20 protein-coding genes are annotated in these 21,598 nt (G+C 34.9%); 7 read left to right on the forward strand and 13 right to left on the reverse strand.

Annotated features, from left to right (window positions below; genetic code table 11):
* Positions 1–237: 237 nt before the first annotated feature.
* On the reverse strand, positions 238–879 hold the full coding sequence (locus tag IJE64_RS00410) for a fibrillarin-like rRNA/tRNA 2'-O-methyltransferase (protein WP_292780423.1): 642 nt from the start codon (positions 877–879) through the stop codon (positions 238–240).
* 3 nt (positions 880–882) lie between these two features.
* Positions 883–2,034, reverse strand: a complete 1,152-nt coding sequence (locus IJE64_RS00415; protein WP_292780426.1) for an NOP5/NOP56 family protein — start codon at positions 2,032–2,034, stop codon at positions 883–885.
* 89 nt (positions 2,035–2,123) lie between these two features.
* Between IJE64_RS00415 and IJE64_RS00420 the strand changes: the two genes are divergently transcribed.
* From IJE64_RS00420 to IJE64_RS00440, 5 genes are read left to right on the forward strand one after another with little or no spacing between them, the layout of a single operon-like run.
* Positions 2,124–2,663 (forward strand): glycosyl transferase, encoded by a 540-nt coding sequence (locus IJE64_RS00420; RefSeq protein WP_292780429.1) that lies wholly within the window; start codon positions 2,124–2,126, stop codon positions 2,661–2,663.
* 24 nt (positions 2,664–2,687) lie between these two features.
* The gene (locus tag IJE64_RS00425; RefSeq protein ID WP_292780432.1) at positions 2,688–3,599 is read left to right on the forward strand and encodes a dihydroorotate dehydrogenase; all 912 of its coding nucleotides are present in this window, start codon (positions 2,688–2,690) and stop codon (positions 3,597–3,599) included.
* 2 nt (positions 3,600–3,601) lie between these two features.
* The gene (locus IJE64_RS00430; protein WP_292780435.1) at positions 3,602–4,402 is read left to right on the forward strand and encodes a dihydroorotate dehydrogenase electron transfer subunit; all 801 of its coding nucleotides are present in this window, start codon (positions 3,602–3,604) and stop codon (positions 4,400–4,402) included.
* A 15-nt stretch (positions 4,403–4,417) separates the two neighbouring features.
* Complete coding sequence (locus IJE64_RS00435; RefSeq protein WP_292780438.1) at positions 4,418–5,440, forward strand: AI-2E family transporter; 1,023 nt, start codon at positions 4,418–4,420, stop codon at positions 5,438–5,440.
* A 1-nt stretch (position 5,441) separates the two neighbouring features.
* Positions 5,442–7,232: a DNA-directed DNA polymerase gene (locus IJE64_RS00440; protein ID WP_292780440.1), complete on the forward strand. Its 1,791-nt coding sequence runs from the start codon at positions 5,442–5,444 to the stop codon at positions 7,230–7,232.
* A 17-nt stretch (positions 7,233–7,249) separates the two neighbouring features.
* Here the strand turns inward: IJE64_RS00440 and IJE64_RS00445 are convergent, their stop codons facing one another.
* The 5 genes from IJE64_RS00445 to psmB form a co-directional block, all read right to left on the reverse strand.
* Entirely contained in the window at positions 7,250–9,481 is a 2,232-nt protein-coding gene (locus IJE64_RS00445; RefSeq protein ID WP_292780442.1) for a hypothetical protein, read from the reverse strand.
* Between the two features lie 217 nt (positions 9,482–9,698).
* Positions 9,699–10,727 (reverse strand): L-sulfolactate dehydrogenase, encoded by a 1,029-nt coding sequence (comC, locus tag IJE64_RS00450; RefSeq protein WP_292780445.1) that lies wholly within the window; start codon positions 10,725–10,727, stop codon positions 9,699–9,701.
* A 26-nt stretch (positions 10,728–10,753) separates the two neighbouring features.
* Positions 10,754–11,773 carry a phosphoribosylformylglycinamidine cyclo-ligase gene (gene purM, locus IJE64_RS00455; RefSeq protein ID WP_292780448.1) on the reverse strand — a complete coding sequence of 340 codons (1,020 nt, stop codon included), beginning with the start codon at positions 11,771–11,773 and terminating at the stop codon, positions 10,754–10,756.
* A 110-nt stretch (positions 11,774–11,883) separates the two neighbouring features.
* Entirely contained in the window at positions 11,884–13,797 is a 1,914-nt protein-coding gene (locus IJE64_RS00460) for a beta-CASP ribonuclease aCPSF1 (RefSeq protein ID WP_292780453.1), read from the reverse strand.
* A gap of 137 nt (positions 13,798–13,934) precedes the next feature.
* Positions 13,935–14,549: an archaeal proteasome endopeptidase complex subunit beta gene (psmB, locus tag IJE64_RS00465; RefSeq protein WP_292780456.1), complete on the reverse strand. Its 615-nt coding sequence runs from the start codon at positions 14,547–14,549 to the stop codon at positions 13,935–13,937.
* Positions 14,550–14,728: 179 nt separating this feature from the next.
* Here psmB and IJE64_RS00470 point away from each other — a divergent pair, with 179 nt between their 5' ends.
* A complete protein-coding gene (locus tag IJE64_RS00470; RefSeq protein WP_292780459.1) occupies positions 14,729–15,457 on the forward strand; it encodes a class I SAM-dependent methyltransferase family protein in 729 nt (242 codons plus the stop codon).
* Here the strand turns inward: IJE64_RS00470 and cofG are convergent.
* The 5 genes from cofG to IJE64_RS00495 form a co-directional block, all read right to left on the reverse strand.
* Positions 15,444–16,532, reverse strand: a complete 1,089-nt coding sequence (cofG, locus tag IJE64_RS00475; protein ID WP_292780462.1) for a 7,8-didemethyl-8-hydroxy-5-deazariboflavin synthase subunit CofG — start codon at positions 16,530–16,532, stop codon at positions 15,444–15,446. The two genes, IJE64_RS00470 and cofG, sit on opposite strands and share 14 nt — an antisense overlap.
* Before the next feature lie 2 nt (positions 16,533–16,534).
* Positions 16,535–16,975: a DUF2120 family protein gene (locus tag IJE64_RS00480; RefSeq protein ID WP_292780465.1), complete on the reverse strand. Its 441-nt coding sequence runs from the start codon at positions 16,973–16,975 to the stop codon at positions 16,535–16,537.
* 11 nt (positions 16,976–16,986) lie between these two features.
* Positions 16,987–17,928 carry a GTP cyclohydrolase MptA gene (gene mptA / locus IJE64_RS00485; RefSeq protein ID WP_292780468.1) on the reverse strand — a complete coding sequence of 314 codons (942 nt, stop codon included), beginning with the start codon at positions 17,926–17,928 and terminating at the stop codon, positions 16,987–16,989.
* A 219-nt stretch (positions 17,929–18,147) separates the two neighbouring features.
* Positions 18,148–18,624 carry an Lrp/AsnC family transcriptional regulator gene (locus IJE64_RS00490; RefSeq protein WP_292742920.1) on the reverse strand — a complete coding sequence of 159 codons (477 nt, stop codon included), beginning with the start codon at positions 18,622–18,624 and terminating at the stop codon, positions 18,148–18,150.
* Positions 18,625–18,862: 238 nt separating this feature from the next.
* The gene (locus tag IJE64_RS00495; protein WP_292780470.1) at positions 18,863–20,035 is read right to left on the reverse strand and encodes a tRNA (guanine(10)-N(2))-dimethyltransferase; all 1,173 of its coding nucleotides are present in this window, start codon (positions 20,033–20,035) and stop codon (positions 18,863–18,865) included.
* A gap of 99 nt (positions 20,036–20,134) precedes the next feature.
* Between IJE64_RS00495 and IJE64_RS00500 the strand changes: the two genes are divergently transcribed.
* Positions 20,135–21,241, forward strand: a complete 1,107-nt coding sequence (locus tag IJE64_RS00500) for a DegT/DnrJ/EryC1/StrS aminotransferase family protein (RefSeq protein ID WP_292780473.1) — start codon at positions 20,135–20,137, stop codon at positions 21,239–21,241.
* A 17-nt stretch (positions 21,242–21,258) separates the two neighbouring features.
* Here the strand turns inward: IJE64_RS00500 and IJE64_RS00505 are convergent, their stop codons facing one another.
* Positions 21,259–21,564, reverse strand: a complete 306-nt coding sequence (locus tag IJE64_RS00505; protein WP_292780476.1) for an MTH1187 family thiamine-binding protein — start codon at positions 21,562–21,564, stop codon at positions 21,259–21,261.
* Positions 21,565–21,598 lie beyond the last annotated feature (34 nt).

The raw sequence follows: 21,598 nt of genomic DNA on the forward strand, positions 1-21,598 counted from the left end.
AATTGATTAATCGATTTTGATGAGGTGTTAAAAAGTTTCAATGATTATATTCTAGTTTTTGATGATTTTCTCTTGTAAAATATTGCAGGTAATGCTAAAAATACTATAATGCGGACCATATCCACCATTAGTTCAAATTTATTTAAATTCAAAGTATTAGTTGAGAAACACAGTGTGATATATTCTGATAAGTATCTAAGTAATACTTTTTCTAGTTTTTTTAGTTATTTTTCATATTTAAAAATTTTTTTCCACTAAAAAGGCAATATGGTCTTTTTCGTAAGGTTCTAGTTTAACTTTTTCTATAATCTTAAACCCTTTCTCTTTCAATTTCCTTTCCTGTTCCTTGAAAATCTTTTTAGGTTTTTGCACAACGTCAATGCTTCTGGCTTTTATCATTAAAAGACCGACGCCATCATCTTTTGCGAATAAATTCATATTTTTCATGAACAATTCGCTTTGTGTTGGTTGGGCAACATCACAATATACCAGGTCAGCTTTTTCAACAATGTTGAGATATCCTTTTGGTTTGGTCGCATCTCCTAAAATCGGAGCAATATTAAATCTTTGACGTGAAAGCTGAACCAATTTTTTGGCTGTTGTCGGTGAAAATTCAACTGCATATATTCTTCCATTAATTGCGATATCTGAAATGTGTGAAACGGTTGTTCCGGTTGATGCGCCTAAGTAAAGTACTTTTGAAGTGTCTAGAATCTCTAGATTTTCCAATCCGTTTAAAAGAGCAGCTGCCAATTTTGACCTTCTAGGATTCCATATCCTGTATTCTACATCTTCCTTAATCAATTCCTCTCCGTAAACTGAAATTCCAGGAGTTAAATTCTTAGTTGCTATGTTTCCATCTTTAAAATAAACATTCATGCTTTATCTCCTTTTCTTTCTTTTTTTACCTTTTCTCTTCTTATTTTTTGATTTTCCTTTTTCTTCTTTCCTTTTTTTGGTGGTTTTTGTTGGAAAAGGATTGTTCTTTTCGATTTCCTCTACTTTTTGGATAAAATCATCATAAGTATTTTCATCAAATGTTTTGGTGAACACGTCCCGTCTGGCTGCTAGTGATATTTTGCCTGCAAGCATTCGTGCAATCTTTCCCCGATTCCACCATTTTGCGCCTCTTACCTGGGGGTGTTGATAGATCAATCCGTATTTCGGCGGTCTGTCTCCACTTTTTAAATGTCTGAATAACGCTTTTTCAGCACCCATTATCTGAACGGTGCTTGAAGGATAGATTGCTAGTCTTTTTAGTCCTCCGGCATGTGAAATCAACTTCGCACCAAGTGACGGCCCGACCAAAAGCCTTAAATTAGGGGCAATGGATTCCATTTTAGTGTCAACATATTCTTCAATTTCCCTTCTTGTTTTTTGAAGTTCATAAATGGATTTTGCATACGTATTCATTATTTCCAAATCCTGTGGATTAATGTCATCTTCCAAGTCCATGACATTGGTTGGGAATGCTTCAGGTTTGGCTTCAATAATCTTTTCTTTTGTTTCATTTTGTGAAATTAGTTTTATGTAGGTCTCATTGTTTTTTACAGTATCCATTTCCGGGAAATATAGTGCATACCATTCTCTGATTCTTTCAATTAGTTTGGAAATGCTTTCATCAATTTCATCTATGGAATTGATGGCCTGAATCAGGTGTTTGTCTTCACTTGCAGATTCCTTTTTAATTTTATAAATGGCTAATCTTTGATATGTTTCAGTAATTTCGGTTTGATTCAATCCAAACTCTTCATAATTGCTTCTTAAATAATCTCCACCTTGATTTGGGGTCTGTATAGTTATTTTTTCATTATCATAATCGGATAATCTTTTGTTTGATTCAATCATGATTTCATCATAATCTTTTGATACCTCACAAATTAGCTCTTCTTCCTCAAGGGGGATTTTTTTATCATCTATTTCAATCAATCTGTTAATTATTTCAGTTTCCTGAAATAATTTTTTAGCAATTAGTTTATTTTCACTATTAAAAGCATAAAATCCGTTGACACTGTAAGTAATATAGCATTCCATGCAATAATTTATTCATTTTATTTTTAATAAGCATTTTCAAAATAATGTTTTCAAAGTATTTTTAGGATGAAATTTAAACTATTAACTGTATGTCAGATGAAAGTTTAGATGATTTAAGATATGAGTTGGAACTTAAGAATGCAGAAATTGATGAGCTTACAATGGACCTTCAAAACAAGATTGAAGAAATTAACAAGTTTAAATTGTATTCAACCAAATTGAAATATGAAAAGAAAAATTTGGAGGATAAGTTGGATACCAAAATAGACTATGACAAATCCCGGATGAAGGAATTGGACGATTTGACTGAAAAATTAAAAGAGAAGGATTTGATTATTGAAGATAAGCAGGACCAGGTTAAGTATTTAAGGTCACTAATTGATGACTATAAGGGGCAATTAAAGGAAAACACGGAAAACTTGGAGGTTCAAATCAGAAAAATATCTAAAACTTACGATGATTTGCTCGAACAGAAAGATGCGATTATACAAAAACAGGATGAACAGATATCTAACTTGATGAAATCCAAAGAAGAAATTATTAAATCAAATAAAACCAATATAATCAGCTTGAAATTACAAAATGAAAAGTATCAAGAAATCATTGATAAATTAACAAAAACTAATTAAATAACTAATTACAAAGTTGATAGTATGTTAAGAACAAGTGTTTGTGGAGTAGAATTTAGAAATCCATTGATGTTGGCTGCAGGTATTATGGGAAGTAATGCCTCATCTATGAATTGGATTTTAAAATCAGGTGCTGGAGGAGTGGTTTCAAAATCTTTTTCATTAAATCCTCATCCGGGTTATCCGAATCCTACAACTGTTGCAGTTGAAGGAGGCATATTGAATGCAATCGGGCTTTCAAATCCGGGAGTAGATAATTTCAAAGAGGAATTAAAGAAAATTGAAAAGGAAAATAATGTTGTTATAGCTTCAATTTATGGGGCTACTCCGGATGAATTTTCTACATTGGTCAGTGAAGTCCAGGAATATGTTGACATGATTGAATTGAATATCTCATGCCCTCATGCGATGGAAGGTTTCGGGGCATCAATTGGGCAGGACTGTAATTTGAGCCATACTATTGTAGCTGCTGCAAAAGATGCGGCCAAGGTTCCAATCATTGCAAAATTGACTCCTAACGTAACTGATATTACTGAGATTGCAAAAACCTGTGAAGATGCAGGTGCCGATGCATTGTCTCTCATTAACACGCTGGGCCCTGGAATGAAGATTAATATTGATGTTGCCCGTCCGGTTTTGTTTCATAAATCCGGCGGAATGAGTGGCCGTGCAATCAAGCCGATAGCAATCAGTAATGTTTATTCCGTTTATGAGGCAGTTGATATTCCATTGATCGGTGTTGGAGGAATATACACTTTTGAAGATGTTGTCGAATTTATTTTTGCAGGTGCAAGGGCAGTTCAAATTGGTACTGCAATCATGGATGAAGGCGTTGATGTATTCGATAAAATAAATATTGGATTAGAAAAATTCATGGCCGAAAAAGGATATTCATCAATCGATGAAATGGTAGGTCTTGCACACAGGGAGTTGTAAACATGATTAACGAACCGAAAATAGTGGAAATCAAAGATATTATTGAAGAGACTCCTACAATAAAGACTTTTAAATTCAATTGGGACATGAAGGAATTGGGCCGTCCAAACCCTGGTGAATTTGTGATGGTCTGGAATTTTAGAAATGAAAAACCAATGTCCATTTCCCAAATTAACGATAATGAATTGGCAATAACAGTTAAGAATATCGGCGAGTTCACCTCCCAGTTGCATGAACTGAAAATCGGTGATGAGATAGGCGTTAGAGGAAGCTATGGAAACGGTTTCAACAATTCATTTGAAGATAAAGACATCTTGGCTATCGGAGGTGGTGTTGGAATGGCGCCAATTAATGCAATAGCCAGTGATTTAGTTAAAAAAGGAAATAATGTTGATGTTGTTGCTGCTGCAGTTACACAGGATGAATTGTTATTCACTGATGCACTTCAGTATTTGGGTGCTGATATCCATCCTTGCACTGATGATGGAAGTTTCGGATTCAAGGGATTTGCCACTGATTGCACTTTAGATTTGCTTGAAGATTCAACCTATGATTATGCATTTGTTTGCGGGCCTGAAATAATGATGAAAGGAATATTTGATATTCTTGAAGATGCGTCAATACCTGCCCAATATTCTCTTGAAAGATACATGAAATGCGCTCTTGGAGTTTGCGGCCAGTGTTGTGTTGATGGTGAAGGATGGAGAATTTGTGTGGAAGGGCCTGTTTTTGAAAACGATAAGATTAACCAGATTACCGAATTCGGAAAATATAGAAGGGATGCTTCAGGCGTGAAATATTAATTTATGGATGATATCATGGCAATTAACATTAAAGATTACTTGACTCCACCAATTTTGTTAATATTGTTCTTGTTAGTCATCTCTTTGATGTTTATATCTCCAGTTTTGAACATGATTATCTTAGGAGCCATTTTGGCTTATGGAATAAGACCTGTGGCTCGCAAGATTCAATCCAAATTGAAATATTCATCACTATCAATCATAATTGCAATGATAGTGGTCTTGATTCCATTGATCCTATTAATTGCATACATTCTGTTTGAAATCTCCACTTTTGTATCGTGGATTTTGGTTAACAATTCCGCTTCAGACATTAATGGCATTATTTCGAACATATCATCATTTTTACCGTCTCAAATTGATGTGGGATCACTTAACACTTACATCGAGTCCACAATCAATAATGTCGGAAGCTATATTTTAAAGTATATTGTCACATTTGTCAGTAAATTTGCAAACATTACCATAGACTTATTCATTTTAGTCTGTTCCGTGTTTTACTTTGTTCGTGATGGGGAAAAATGCTTAAATTTTATCAAATCATTTGTGCCTGATGATTCCAAAGATTTCTTTGACAATACTGTGGAATCGGTTAAGGATGTATTGAAAAGCATATTTTATGGACATTTCTTGACTTCAGTAATCATAGGTATTTTCGGATGCATCGGTTATTCCCTTTTGGGATATCCATATGGAATATTTTTAGGTGTTCTAACAGGTATCCTGCAACTGATTCCTGTATTCGGGCCTTGGCCGATTTATTGGGCATTATTCTTTATTGATGTGGCTATGGGAAATTATCCGAGGGCAATCGTAGTGCTATTGTTCGGATTTTTCCTAAGCACAATCGACATGTATATAAGGCCTGCTCTATCAAGCCATTATGCTGATATCCATCCGCTGATTTTGCTTATTGGATTTTTGGCAGGACCACTTGTTTATGGTATTGTAGGTTTTATAGTGGGCCCTTTGATTTTAGGAATCACCTATGCCGTATTGGATAGCTACAGGAGAGAATATCTTATTAAGGAGGAGTAAAATGGAAAAGAATGTTGTCATCCTGGACATTGATTATGTTACTTTTGAAGATAAGCCTGTAATTAGATTATTCTCCAAAGATGGAGATAAAAATGTAATTTTGTTGGATGATACATTCGAACCTTATTTGTATGTCGTATCTGATGATCTTGATGAGTGCATTGATGAAATTAATGAGAATTTAGATGTTGTTCGCATGGAAAAAGTCATTAAAAAAGATTTCCAGGTTGAAAAGGAATTCATCAAAGTAACGTTCAAGCATCCTCAGGAACTAGCTAAAAATAGGGATGCATTAAGAGATTTGGAAAGTGTTGTTCAGATAAGGGAGTTTGACATTCCATTTTACAGAAGATATCTGATGGACCGTGATGTGATTCCTATGACAGAGGTTGTTGCAGTCGGTGAGAAATTGGATTCATTTTTAAATCTCGATAGTTCAAAGCAGGATGTTACGATAATTAAATTAACTGAAAATTTGAAGCGCGTTAAGGATTATCCTCAAAAGTTTAGAATTTTGAGCTTCGATTTGGAAGTCAGAAACCCTCACGGCATGCCAAACTCCGAAGAAGATGAAATTATCATGATAGGAGTGGCTAGCAATTTTGGCATCAATCAGGTTATTTCCACAAAAACTAATTCAGAAAGCAGGGATGATTTTGTCAATCAGGTTTCATCGGAGCGTGAGATGATTCAGGAGTTTGTGAAAATCATCAAGGAAAACAATGTTGATATCATTGTTGGTTACAATTCAGATAATTTTGATTTCCCATATCTCAAAGACCGTGCAAAGATATTGGGTGTTGATTTGGACATTGGAATGGATGAATCAGAAGTTAAGTATATTAGAAGGGGATATGCCAACGCAGCTTCCCTTAAAGGCTTGATTCATGTAGACCTGTATCTTGTCATGAGACGTTACATGACTCTAGAGAGATATACGTTGGAACGTGTTTATTATGAATTGTTTGGAGAAGAAAAGATTGATGTTCCCGGCGAGAAAATCTGGGAATTCTGGGATAATGGTGGTGAAGCGCTGGATAACTTATTTGATTATTCACTTGATGATGTAATTTCCACTTTAAAGATCGCCGAACAGACATTGCCTCTTAATTTAGAGCTCACCCGTATTATTGGCCAACCCTTATTTGACGTTTCCCGTATGGCCACCGGCCAGCAGGCGGAATGGTTTTTAGTAAAGCAGGCTTATTTTGATGGAGAAGTGGTTCCAAACAAGCAAGGCTCTAATTTTGCAGATCGCGCTAATGCTGAGGATAATGAAGGAGGATATGTAAAGGAACCTGAAACAGGCCTTCATGAGAATTTGGTCCAATTTGACTTTAGAAGCCTGTATCCAAGCATCATAATCTCAAAAAATATTTCACCGGATGTCATGACCTTAGGCGATGTAGATGATGAAGAGGAATATAATATATCTCCCGAGCATGGAATAAAGTTTAAAAAGTCACCGAAAGGGTTTATTCCATCAGTTATTGATAAGATTTTACAGGAACGTTTCAGAATTAAAAGGGAAATGAAGGCATCAACTGATGAAACTGAAAAGAAAGCTTTGGATGTTCAACAACAAGCCATTAAGCGGCTTGCAAATACAATGTACGGTATTTATGGTTTCCCTAGATTCAGATGGTATTCTTTTGAATGCGCAAAGGCCATTACTTCATGGGGAAGGCAATACATCAAATCATCTATAAAAAAAGCAGAAGAATACGGATTTTATGCAATATATGCGGATACGGATGGTTTTTACGCTAAATATAAAATAGAAAAAAAATAAGAGAAAATTAATTCTCTTTAAGCTTTTTTAATTGTAATGCTGGATGTAACAGCACTTGCTGTACAGTATTTATCTCCAGATGTTACTACAACTTTATGAGTTCCAACACTCATTGACTTAACATTTATTTGTGCAATTCCTTTTGAATTGGTGGTAGCAGTGTAAGTTTTAGCTGTTTTACCAGTGTAAACTTTGATTTTCACTTTAACTCCAGAAATTACCTTATTGAGTTTTGTGTTTTTCACAGTAACTTTGAAGTATTTGGATTCTCCTTGTTTAGCGGTTACTTTAGTTGGAATTAATTTTGCAGGAGTCTTTTTAATTACAATTTTGCTAGTAACCTTGCTTGCAGTATAGTTTTTGGAATCTTTTGGTGAAATTACTACCTTGTAAGTTCCAGGGGTCAAGGATTCAAGTGAAAGTTGAACAGTACCTTCCATTCCGGTTTGAGCGGAATATTGGTAGTAACCTCCGGAAACGTAGACCTTAATATCCACGTTTGCACCGTAAATTGCTTGTTGAGTTTTAGTGTTAGTCAATTTGATTACAAAGTTATCTCCACTTTTGTAATATGTGGTTAATGCCGGAGCAGTGAATTTTCCACTTGCTTTTTTAACATTAACAGTTTTTGTCAACTCAGGAGAACTGTATCTGGAATCTGCACTGGTAATGGTAACCTTATGACTTCCAACAGGAAGAATAGCATAATCTATGGTTACAACACCCTTGTCATTAGCCTGATAAAGGTATCCTTGAGATGATGCATCAGTATATACTAATAATATAGCATTAGGCACTGGTTCTCCTGTAGCCCTGTCGGTTACAGTGACTGTTCCTAAAATACCAGTATTGTAGTAGTATGGATTTGTCATTTTTGTGGTCAATTTAACTGGTTTTCCAGTGATTGTAATGGTTCCATTAACCTCTTTGTAATTTATATTTTTGGTATCGTTGTTACTTATGGTCAATGGGTACACTCCAGAAACTAAACCTGATACATTAATTTCACATATTCCATTTGAGCCGGTTTGGAGGTAGTAGTCTTTTGCGGTTGTATTTGCCATGTATAAGTGAAGGATAATTCCTTTCATTGGCGCTCCTGATTTAGCATTGGTAACATTAATCACTACTTGTTTACCTGATTTATATGGCTCTTTATATGGGTTTATTACAATATTGATGTTCGCCTTTATAATTGTGAAATCATCTTCAATTGTCGGTGCGCTGATGCTGGAGTCATCACCCTTTATGGTGAATGGCTGTTTTCCAACAGGGATAGGTCCCTCTGAAGAAAGAGTGCCGTTTTCAAATTTGTATATTCTTAAATTTGAATTGTCAAGGGTTGCTATACCATTTGCATCGGTAGTTATTGATCCTCCAGTATTGATAGTACCGGATGGGATTAAATATGACAACTTTTTATTTGCTAGAATATTGGTGGAATCATCAATATCTTCCAGTTTGAAAGTAAAATTGCCGCTTACGTATTCCGCTTCAAGATTAATCGGAATTATTTTTGCATTAATGAGATATTTCAATGCAACTTCCTTGGTCAATGTTTTATTTCCATTAGCGTAATTAATTGTTAAAGTTGAACTGGTAATTTTTGTGTCATAGTTGAATTTGATTGCTCCATTTAGTTCAAACTCACTGATTGTCTTGTTAACAGTATCATTGCCGTCTTTGTAAGATAATACTAAAGTTAAGTTATTCTTATCTATAGGATATACATCAACGCTATCCGTAAGGTTAATTGGTATGACAGCTTTTTTAGTGCTGTTAACGTTAACGGAATCTGGTGTGGAAAGTATGGTGTCTCCAACGATGGACAATGTCACTTTCACTGAAGAGCTAGCGTAATTCGCATTACCTAAATAGCTAATGATTAGGTTGTGATTTCCAGCGGATAATTTATCTTTAATTGTAATCATTGAATTGTTATAATCGAATTTTATAGTTTTATTCTTTTCAGTAACATTCAAATCTTTAGTTGTGATTTTCAAACTTTGAGATTCATTGTCTTGGACTGTTACTGGTATGTTTGCAGTTTCTCCTTCGTTAATCTTTACGTCTTGGGAAACTACCTTTGTATCTATTTGTGCTGCATCATTTAATGCAACATCAGGTCCGTCATTTGCTAATTGTGCATCTGCATCCATTGCAGCATCGCCTGCACTGACAGATCCAATACTTATCAATAGAAATATTGACATTACTATCAATAAGATATGAGAGTTTTTAAGTTTCATAACTTTTAATCCTCCTTTTCGAAAAGAAAATTTTTTTTAAAAAACAGTTAAATTTTCTAGTGTTATAACTTTAAGTTGTTTTTAGCATATATATCTTTGTTCATATATTATATAATCATTTTCATTTTATTATTTTTAAAATGAATTTTATTTCGAATCGGCATGAAATATCATATCTTCGAAATTTATAAAAAAAGAGTTTTAAGAAGAATAGAGCCTATTCTTCCATGTAAGAATCGATGTCAATGTCTAAATTGCCACAGATTTCTTTTAGTTGTTCATATAATTTATCATCAATAGCGATTCCATTGGCTTCAGCTTCAGCAATTCTTTTAACTTCCAAATCTCCTGGAATTGCTACAGTTTCACCGGTTGCCCTAATTTGTGAGACAAAGTCTTCGGTATGTTCGACGAATTCATTGAAGTCCCCAAATTTGGATGGGTCGACTGCAACATACAAGTCCCCTTTAGTACAGTCCTTGGTTGGTGAAGCGGTTCCGGTCACGCCATGTCCATATCCTGCCTGTACCAATGGTCCAGTTAATATCTCAATCAATGCTGCAATTGCATATCCCTTAAATCCACCAAATGGTAAGATTGATCCTTCAAGCGCTGCTTCAGGGTCATTTGTTGGGTTTCCGTCTTTATCTAATGCCCATCCGTCAGGCAAATCGAGACCTTTTCTTTTTGATTCGATGATTTTTCCACGTGCAGTTACGGAAGTTGCCATATCTACAGTTATGTATGTCTTGGAAGGAATTCCTAATGCGAGAGGATTGGTTCCGATTAAAGGTTCACTGCCTCCCAATGGTGCGATTGCCGGGTCGGTATTTGCAAGCACTAAACCGATGCAGTTTTCCCTTAATGCTAAATCAGAATAAAATCCAGTGACTCCAAAGTGATTTGTATTGTGTACTCCAACACATCCAATACCAACTTCTTTGGCTTTTTTAATGGCTAATTGCATAGCTTTATATGAGACTGCTTGTCCAAATCCGCTGTTACCATTAATTAAAGCAATTGCAGGAGTTTCTTTTTCAATAACAATATCATCATCTAAGTTTATGGTTCCTGCTTCGATACTAATTAAGTATTGTGGGAATCTACCTAACCCATGTGATGTAAATCCTTTTAAATCAGCATCTATTGTTGCTTCAGCTACAAATTCGCTGTCTTCTTCACTAGCTCCCAATTTTTTCAATATTTCCTTCACGAGAGCTATTTCCTTATCTTTCATTATCTTCATTTACACACCTCTTAATTTTTATCAAATCAGTATTCGATTTCAGATCCTTCAAAAGCTTTGACGGTGATTTTTTCATCATCAGTTACTTTGCCTATAATTTGGCAGTTGCAGTATTCTTTTAAAGTATCCATAATTTTTTCAGCTTCACTTTCATCAGCAATAACGACAAAGCCGACACCCATATTGAAAACTTTGTACATCTCTTTGATGTCGACATTTTGTTCGTATATTAACTTGAATATTTCTGGAACTTCTGGAAGGTCGGTTATGTCATATCCAACACCTTTTTTCAGGCGTCTAAGGTTGGTGAAACCTCCTCCGGTAATGTGGGCAAGTCCATTAATTTTATATTCTTTTTCAAATAATGCCACAATAGGTTTGACGTAAAGTTCAGTTGGTCTTATCAATTCTTCCCCAATGGTAGTTTCACCATTAGGCATCTTATCATCTACAGTAAATCCGGCATCATCAAATAAAGCTTTTCTTGCTAAACTGTATCCGTTGGAATGGATTCCATTGCTTTCAATACCTATTAAAACATTTCCTGGTTGGATATTTTCACCAGTGATTATTTTATCGATGTCTACGAATCCAATGCCTGTTCCTGCAAGGTCAAAATCCTTAATGATTCCCGGAAGTGACGCAGTTTCTCCACCGATAATTGCAATTCTTGATTCTTCTGCACCTTTGACAAGTCCTTCTGCAATTTCGGAAGCTCTTTCAGGGTCAGGTTTTTCAACAGCAAGGTAATCAACTAAGGCTATTGGTTCTGCTCCGACACATAAAATGTCATTTACAACCATGGCAATGCAGTCGATACCTACTGTATCGTATTTATTCATCATTTCAGCAATCAAAATTTTACTTCCAACACCGTCAGTACTCATTGCAATGGCTTTATCTCCTAATTTCACTAAAGCCGCATAATGACCACTGTCTGTAATAATATCTCTACATGATAATGTTGACTTGAGTTTGTCAGCTAATTTTGAAACAGTGACTGCTTCAAGGTCTATGTCAACACCAGATTCTGAATAAGTAACCATTTTTTACACCTATTGGTTCATTTTGTTCATTAAAAATAAAATTAATTAATGTTGTAATCTTTTACAACATTATTTTATAGTAATATTATGTCTTATTTACTATTTAATTATTAATGTATTCTAACACAATCTAAATTAATTGGAGTTTTGGTTTCAATTTTATAACTTCTATGTATTGAAGAGGCCAAGTCCACAGTTTTGTAAGGGTCTCCGTGACAAGTAATGACCTTTTCAGGTCTAGGATTAAGCCTTTTGACGTATTCCATTAATTGTCTTCTGTTAGAGTGTCCACTGAATCCATTAATTGTTTTTACTTCCATCTTTACACAGAATTGTCTAGTTCTGCCATCATCATCTTCAAGAGGAATTTCTTTCCATCCTTTTTGAACTCTTCTTCCCATTGATCCTTCAGATTGATATCCTACAAAGATTAATGTGTTTCTTTCATCTTCACATAACCATTTGAAGTATTCAACGGAGTTTCCTCCAGTCAACATACCTGAAGTGGATAAGATGATAGCAGGGTCTCTGCTTTCAACAATCTCTTTTCTTTGTTCGTAATTTTGAACTTTTTTAAACATTTCTGAAACGAATGGGTTTCTTCCCATGTGGAAGATTTGGTCTCTTAAATCTTTGCTTAAGTATTCAGGTCTTGCAGTATGGATTGCGGTAGCTTCCCAAATCATTCCGTCAATGTAAATTGGTACTTCTTCGATTAATCCATGTCTCATGTATTCTTCAAGTACTACCATAAGCTCTTGCGCCCTTCCTACGGCAAATACCGGAACCAATACTTTTCCGCCACGTTTAAGTGTTCTGTAGATGGTTTTCATCATTTCTTTTTCAGCATTGTTTCTGGAAGGCTGCACATCTTCTCTTCCACCGTATGTACTTTCCATGATTACGGTTTCAGCACGTGGGAATCTGATTGTCGCAGGTTCAAGTAATCTTGATGGTTCATATTTAAAGTCTCCAGTGTAGACTAAGTTATGGGCTCCGTCACCAATATGCATGTGTGATATTGCTGAACCGAGAATGTGTCCTGCATTGTGTAATGTTAATCTGATATCTGGGGATATGTCAGTCACTTCTCCATAATCTAGAGTAATGGTATTTTTAATAGCTTGCTTTACATGTTTTGATGTAAATGGTAAGGGATTGCCTTCCCTGTGGGCTATATCCAAATGATCGAATTGTAAAAGTGTAGTCAAATCTCTAGTTGGAGTTGTACAGTAGACAGGCCCTTCATATCCATAATGATAAAGGTATGGTACAAATCCGCAGTGGTCCAAGTGAGCGTGAGAAATAATAACAGCATCCAATTCCTCGATTGAAAATTCAGGAGCATTTAAATATGGAAATGCATTTTTATTGTCTGATGCTGCAACATTGACACCGCAATCCAATAAAACACGGCTGTTTGGTGTTTGCAAAAGCATTGATGAACGTCCTACTTCCTTAAATCCTCCCATTGAAGTAACTCTTGCCCAATCATTAGGGTATTTGCTTCCTTGATGGATTTGACGTCCAAGGCGTTGCAACATTTTCTTCCTTTCTTTACTGTAATTCTTTTGAATGGTTCTTATTTTTCCAATAATGTCTGAACTAATTGGAGGGGTCCTTAATATTTTAGGTGCCCAACCGGTGTTCTTAACAATATTTCTGGAAGTCACTCCATATTTTCCAATAACGAGTCCTGGTTTTTTAGCGGTGATTACCACTTCACCGGTCACGGTATCAAAATAAATATCAGTAATTTCAGCACCATCCGGAACTATTTCATGAATTTTGTTAATAGTCGCTTCAGGTTCAAGCAATGCACTTTTGTCTGATCTAATAATGATCCTTTTTCTTAATTCTTTAGCAAGTGATCTTATTAAATCGCCGTTTTCGGTTATAATTTCTGGATTTTTGGTATAAACTACCACTTCAGGTCCTTCAAATTCTACTTTTGATACCTGAATTTCATTCGGCAGCTTTTGCAAAATTTCTTTTTTAATTCCTTCTAAAATGTCTGAAGTCATATAATCCCTTCAAAAAAAGTTATGTGTATTATTATAGTTTATGAAAAGCATTTAGCTATAATCAGTTGAATTTCATAAACTATCTACACAATTTATATAAAAAAATAGTTAGTTATGAAAAATTAGTCTCTTTTGCTTTATATCTTATCCAAAATCTCATTAATTTTTTCATTATCTAACATTTCAAAGCCGTCTTTATCCACTTTAGCAACTAAGTATCCGTTACCGGAGTATGTGTCACGTTCAGCGGCAGCTCTGATAGCTCTTATGGCTATTTCAATTCCTTCGTCAGTTGTCAAATCATCTCTAAATCTATCTTCAAGAACTCCGTAAGCAACAATGGAGCCGGATCCGGTAGAAATGTATGTGTCTTCAATCATACCTCCTGCAGGATCTAATGAGTAAAGAGATGGTTTGTCTCCATCCATTCCGCCAAGTAATGTTTGAACATACATTGGACCGGAACGCAATATGTTTGCTGTTAGGGATGCTGCTGCTTTAACACTAATTTCATCGTTGTTTCTCATTTGGTATAATGATACTTCAGCTTCAATGACTTTCATGAGACTTTGAGCATCTCCAACAGAACCAGCTATGGTTGTTACAATATGATCGTCAATTTTAAATATTTTTTCTGCGACTTTGTGAGCTACTAAGTTTCCCATACTAGCTCTTCTTTCGCTTGCAAATACAACGCCATCTTTACAAGTAATTCCGACGGTTGTTGTACCTTCTAATATTTTGTCATCCATTTAAACACACCTCATATAGTATTTAAAATATCTAATTTCAACTACTTCATAGGTAATATATTAAAATCTTTTATATTTTTATTAATTTTATTTAAAATCAGAATCAATTATTAGTATAAACTAACAATATTAATATTATCCATTTGCATATATAAACTTTTCTTTCAAACGGTGAGTAAATGAAATATAAAAAAATCGGTGACATCCTTATCATAAATAATGAATACTTGGAAGAAGATTGTGAGTATCTGGCTAGAAAGCATAATGTGAAAACGATCATGAGGATAGACCATATTCAGGGAATAAGAAGGGAACCGGTTTATAAAATTCTTTTTGGACATGAAACCGAAACGATTAACAAAGAAAACGGTTGCCTATTTAAGCTGGATTTATCTAAAGTAATGTGGTCTAAAGGAAACAACAATGAAAGATTAAGGATTGCCAAATTGGTTGAGGACGGTGAAACAGTCATTGACATGTTTGCGGGAATTGGCTATTTTTCAATCCCTATTGGAGTTCATTCGAATGCCCAAAAAGTTTATGCAATCGAAATCAATCCCAATTCTTACCATTACCTGTGTGAAAATATAAAACTGAATAAGCTGAATAATGTCGCACCGATTTTAGGCGACTGCAAGGAACACACTCCCAAGTTAAAGGCCGACCGCATTGTAATGGGTTATGTGAAAACCACTCATCATTACCTGAAGGTGGCCATTGACAGTTTAAATGAGGGAGGAATAATTCATTATCACGAAACCGTTCCTGAAAAATTAATGGATAAAAGGCCTATTGAGAGAATTGTTGCACAGGCTGGAGATAGGGATGTTGAGCTGTTGAAGATAAATAAGATAAAAAAATATGCTCCCGGTGTAGAGCATGTGGTTGTTGATGCTAGGATAAGTTAGCTATTTTGTCTAGAATGCACTTACTCAGCCATTCCTCATTGATGTATTTTTCATAAACGCATAACCTTTCTGTTAATTCAAATCCAGCATCGTCGGTTAATTTTTCAAGTTCGGCAATGCCTGGCCACGGTGATGTAATATTTACATAATCGGGGCTTACCGGTGAAACACCGCCCCAATCATCAGCGCCACATAATAAAAATATTTGTGCAGTTTCGTTATTGAGGTTAGGTGGAACTTGTATGCTGACATCGGTATCTTTGAAAACTAAAGTCCCTGCTATAACGGTTCTAATCATGTCCAAGAAACTAGGGCTCGGCCAATTTTCCATTTCAATTCCGGGAATTGGTGTGAAATTTTGAATGATTACTTCTTGGATGTGACCATATCTGTCATAGAGGTCTCTAATGGTCAACAGCGATTCAGCTATTTCTTCTTTTGTTTCTCCAATTCCAATCAATATTCCTGTTGTGTATGGAATCTTAAGCTTTCCGGCATTTTCAATGGTTTCAATTCTCAAATCCGGATTTTTTCCAGGACTTTTATTATGGGCTGGCAATTCCATCAATCTTTTTGAAGAATTTTCAAGCATCAAACCCATGGAAGCATTAACCTCTTTCAATCTTTTCAGGTCTTCAAAACTGAAATTGCCTCCATTGGTATGGGGCAGCAATTTAGTCTCATCCAATGTCATTTGGCAAATGTCGACAATATAGTCAATCATCTTGCTATAGCCATATTCTTTGAGTTTAATTTGAACGATTTCCTCTTCATCTGCATCTTCACCAAAAGCGAATAGTGCCTCGGTACAACCATACTTTTCAGCTTCCTTCAAATCAGCTAAAATTTCATCTTTAGTTTTAAGAATTATCGCTTTTGGGTCTGCAGGATTCTTTTTGAAATTACAGTACCCACAATCGTTTCTACAGATTTCAGTCAATGGTATAAAAATGTTTTTAGAAAAAGTAATGAGATTATTCTCCCTATACTTTGATGTTTCTGACATGAAACTAATTATTTCGCTATCAGTTGCAGTCAAAATCTGGAGAATATCTTCTTTAGTAATTTTTGTCATGTTTAACCTTTATGTTCTGATACGGTTACTTCTACATAAAGTGGAGGAATTTCGTTTTTATCTTCCCAAATTGCTATAATGACATCAAAACTTGGAAGTTCAAATATCTTGTATTCAACTACAAGCCCCATGGATTCCAAATCTTCCTGAACTCTCATGAATCCTTTAGTATCTACAGCATTTGTGGTTATGTCGCTTTCTTGTATATTCTTATCTCCTGCTTTTAAGATTTCATCTACTTTTTCGGAATCTGATTCTAGTTCAGTTCCGCCAAGAATTTCACCAATTTCTGTAAGTTTGGCATCAAAATCAGCAAGAGGTATGGCTTTTCTGGATCTTCCTCTAACAATCAATATTTTATCATTATCTATTGCAGGCCTTGATCCTTTAAATGCATCAAAGAATCCCATTACCTGTCCTGCAATTTCATATGTTTTTTTCATTAAATCAGGTCCTATTCAATGTTTAATTCTGCTTTAAGTTCACCCATGGTGGTAACTTTTTCTGCAAATGCATTGTGCCTATGAATACTTTCATGATTTTCTTGACGTGATGTGATTATTGTATCGTCAGGGAAATCAGCATATTTGTTTGCAATCATTTCCATCATGTTTCTAACACAGTCTTCAACAAACACAGGTTTTCTGTGTGCATTCATGACAGTTGCATTTTCATCAGGTCTCTTCAACAATTCGCATACTGGAGAACTCATGGATGTTTCAATAATTTCAATTATATCTTCCGCTTTTACAACTTTGTCTTCAGGAACTTCTATTAATAATGTTCCAACTCCTCTTTGATTGTGTGAAGCAAATGTAACAGTATCCAATACTTTTTGAGTTGTTTCTTCATCCAAGAATTCCAATAATTTGTTCTTATCTGATTCTCGCACAGATTCCTGTGCACAAGGGCAAACGGTCATTCCAATGACTTCGGCTCCAATGCTTTTTCTAATGGAAACTTCGCCGTTTTCATCTCTCAGACCAATAGCTTTTGCTTTTAATTTAGCCATTTCCTGAGTTTTGTTTTTAGTCACTGGTGACTCTCTCATAAACATGAAATCAGTTGTCATTGATATTTCAACACGTTTAGCATATTCGTGTTTTGTCATCATTTTGTCTACAATTTTTGCACATAGTGATTCGACATCAACACCGGAATCCTCAGCTACAGTTTCAAGAACTTCGCTAATCGCTTCAGGGTTTCTGGACATGTGCACACCTTTTTGATCATTTGGTAAATCTACAAATGCATCAAAAGTAGGCAATAATATTATAGGTCTTTTATTTTGTCTTTCTAATTGTAATAGTTTCTTAACTCCGGTCACACCTACTCTTGTTAACTTAATAGGTATACTTGGAGCATCGTCTTGTGTGTCGGGTAAGCATATTGCCAATTTAATTACCTCGAAAATTTTATTTGAACATTAATATTTTTGTAATGTCTTTTTATTTATAGATTTATATTATTATTAAAATTAATTAGAAATGCATTTGTGTCATGTGGAAATTGTTTTTTACACAGATTTCAATAAAAATAGTCTGTTATTTTTTATTATTGTTAAAATTAAAAAAATAGTATTAAAAGCAGTAAAAGGTACTGCTTTAGTTTAGATTTATAAGATGTTTGAAGAACCCATGTCTTCTTTAATAACATCTAACACTGTTTGGGTGTAAGTTCTTTCTATAATTGGGTCTTTTAATAATTCTTTAATAAATGAATTTAATTCATTTGTGTTTCTGAATTTAGCTATCAAGAATGCATCATATTCTCCAGTAACATCATAGATTCCTACAACATTCTTGTTGAAAAATGTTTTTTCTTCCCAATTTTTGAGTTTTCCACCTTTTACTCTAACTCCGATGATTGTTGTTAAAACAAATCCTAATTTTTCATGATCGATTACTGGTGAAAACTTTTTAATTACTCCTGACTTGACCATCTTGTCAATACGGTTATGGACAGTTCCAACAGACACATCTAAACTACGTGATATTTGCCTGTAAGATGTTCTTACATCTTCATTGATTATTTTTAGAATGTTAATGTCTGTATCATCAAGTTTTATAACATTGTCTTTAGTTTTTACCATATTTTATCTCCCTAAATCAATATAGTTAACTTATGTAACTAACTTATAATACTAATGTACTGTTTATAATATTTAAAAGTTTTTATAAATTACTATATTTTTTTAGGTTTTTATTGTAAAATATCTATATAGTAATTTTTTCTTTACAAGTTTTTCTATAAATTATCATTTTATTCAGTTTATTTGCAATATTTGGAGATTTCTTTTAGTAAGGTGGTGGTTTGAATAAAATAAGAATTTATATATTTTCGGTTTCACATAATTTTAGGATTATATTTTCAATATCCTTGATTGTTGCATCAGTTTTTATTCCAAGTGGATTATAATGGGTTTTAATAGCTATAAATCCCTCTTTTCTCAGTTCTTCAAAAATCAAGTCTAATTTTGGCGCGCTGGCCTTCAATGATTTGCATATCTTATGGACATCATAAAATGTTGCAGGGGCTTTTGCTTCCTTTAAGCAACTGTTTAGGAGTTTTAAAGCCTGTTTTTCACGGTTTATTTTTTTATTTTCAGTCTCGTCAATCATCTTTTGAATAAACTCTTCGTTTTGGATGTCTCCTAACCATAATGGCCCTGCATGGATTAGCTTTTCACCACAAACCGGACAGACATATTCAATTGGCCCAGCCAGGCCCATGCTTGTCTGTCTGTGAAGACAATTTTTGCAATGGCTGATGTAGCCGATATTTTTCAAGGATTCATCTGTTCTTTTTGAACCTTTTTTAACGTAAAGATATAATCTCATATAATGTTCAGTGCTGTGGGACATTTTCACTTCAATGCATTTGGCATACTTTGAAAGTGTCAGCGCAACGAAACCCGACAATATTCTTATGCCGGTTTCATGACAATATTCGCTTTTATACGGTTTTGCATTGTATTTGCGAATGCAAGGTTCCTTGTAGGTTCCACATAATGCGGAAGTGTCTGTGGCGGTCACGCATAATAGCGAATTTCTTCGAGAGCAATATCCTGCTGAATCAAGAAACGGTGAAGGTGTTCCGAACGGATCAATATCTATAACATCGAATTCCCCTCGTTTCATCCTTAAAAACATGCTTGCGTCATGTTGGAAAACCTCGATGTCGTCTAGGTTATTCAATTCAATGTTGTGTCTTTCGTAATGGTTGGCGATTTCACTTATGTCGTTGATGCATACGTTTCTAACGCCATCAATTTCATTTTTATAGCGCACGCCACGTATTCCGCTTCCCCCAAACAAGTCGCATATGTTTATTTCTCTCTGCTCTTGTTTTTGAAATACCTGGATTGCAAGTATTGACAAATCTCTGTTCAATTCCATATTTGGGTTATAGAATACCGGTGCATCAGACGAAATTTTATCAAATTCTGGAAATTCTATTTTTGTCAATCCCTCTTCAATACTTTTGATTTTATATTCATCCATTCGTTTCACTCTTGATTGTTTTGATTAATTATGTAATGTTTTAAATATTATTAGATTTAAATATTAGTATAGTTAATTTAAATCTAATTGGTGATGAATGTGTCAAATATTAAAGTTCCTATTGCAAAACCAATAATCGGGGAAGAAGAAATAGAAAATGTTGTTGAAGTCCTAAAATCAGGCATGATTGCTCAAGGTCCTAAAGTCGAGGAATTTGAAGAAAATTTTGCCGAGTGGGTTGGGGCTGAGTATGGTATAGCCGTTAATTCTGGAACTGCTGCATTGCATGTGGCTTTACTATCCTGCGATATTGGCCAAGGCGATGAAGTAATAACCTCTCCATTCACATTTATTGCAAGCGGGAATTCAATTTTGTACACTGGCGCCAGACCAGTATTCGCCGACATAGATTTAAAAACTTATACAATTGACCCAAATTCAATAGAAGATTTGATTACTGAAAATACCAAGGCAATCTTGCCGGTGCAATTATATGGCCAGTCAGCAGATATGGACAAAATCAATGAAATTGCCGAAAAATATGGATTGGCAGTCATTGAAGATGCTGCTCAGGCACATGGTGCAACATGCAAAGGCAAACCTGTTGGAAGCATGGGGGATATGGCTTGCTTTAGTTTCTATCCCACTAAAAACATGACCACCTCTGAAGGAGGAATCATAACAACCAATGATGAGGATTTGGCCGATAATGCTAAAATGTTTAGGGCACATGGAGCTAGCATAAGATATCACCACAGTGAAATAGGATACAATTTCAGGATGACTGACATTTCAGCGGCAATAGGTCTTGCACAATTGGACAAGATTGATGAATTCAATGACAAGCGTATTGCAAATGCCGCATACCTAAATGAAGGATTAAAGGATGTCGATGGCGTAATTACTCCTTATTGTGCTGAAGGTTCAAAACATGTGTATCACCAGTATACAATCAGGGTTGAAAAAGGAGATAGGGATGATTGGGTAGACATAATCAATGAATGCGGTGTTGGAACAGGTATCCATTATCCGATTCCATTGTACAATCAGCCTGTTTATAGAAAATTAGGAATTGAAGGAGATTGTCCAAAAGCCGAACTTGCTGCAGACAATGTGATTTCCCTTCCGGTTCATCCTTCTTTGACAAAAGAAGATTTAGATTTAGTAATCGAAGCTGTTAAAAAAGCTTCCAATGAGTTAGATTAAATTCTAACTATCTTTTTTTATTTCAGCATTTCGTTGACAGTGTCAACTTTAGCGTCCAGGGTTCTATTTTTTAAATCTCTTCTGTCATCTACTTTTATAACTGTATATACTCTTCCGATTCCCAACTCAAAAATGGCTTCTTGAGCGTTAGCTATTGCAGAGTATAGTTCCTCTAGATTTTCAGCTTCAATTTGAGTTCCCATTCCGGTCAATTGATAGTTAAGCCCTGAATCCTTAATTGATTGGACTGCAGCCGTTACATAATCTTTACATTCTGTAGTTTCGGTTCCGACAGGCAATATTGCAAAATCACACGTAATCATTTTTATCACCAGTAAAATTATTTATTTAACTTTG

The organism is Methanobrevibacter sp. (assembly GCF_017409525.1).
Classification (GTDB): domain Archaea; phylum Methanobacteriota; class Methanobacteria; order Methanobacteriales; family Methanobacteriaceae; genus Methanocatella.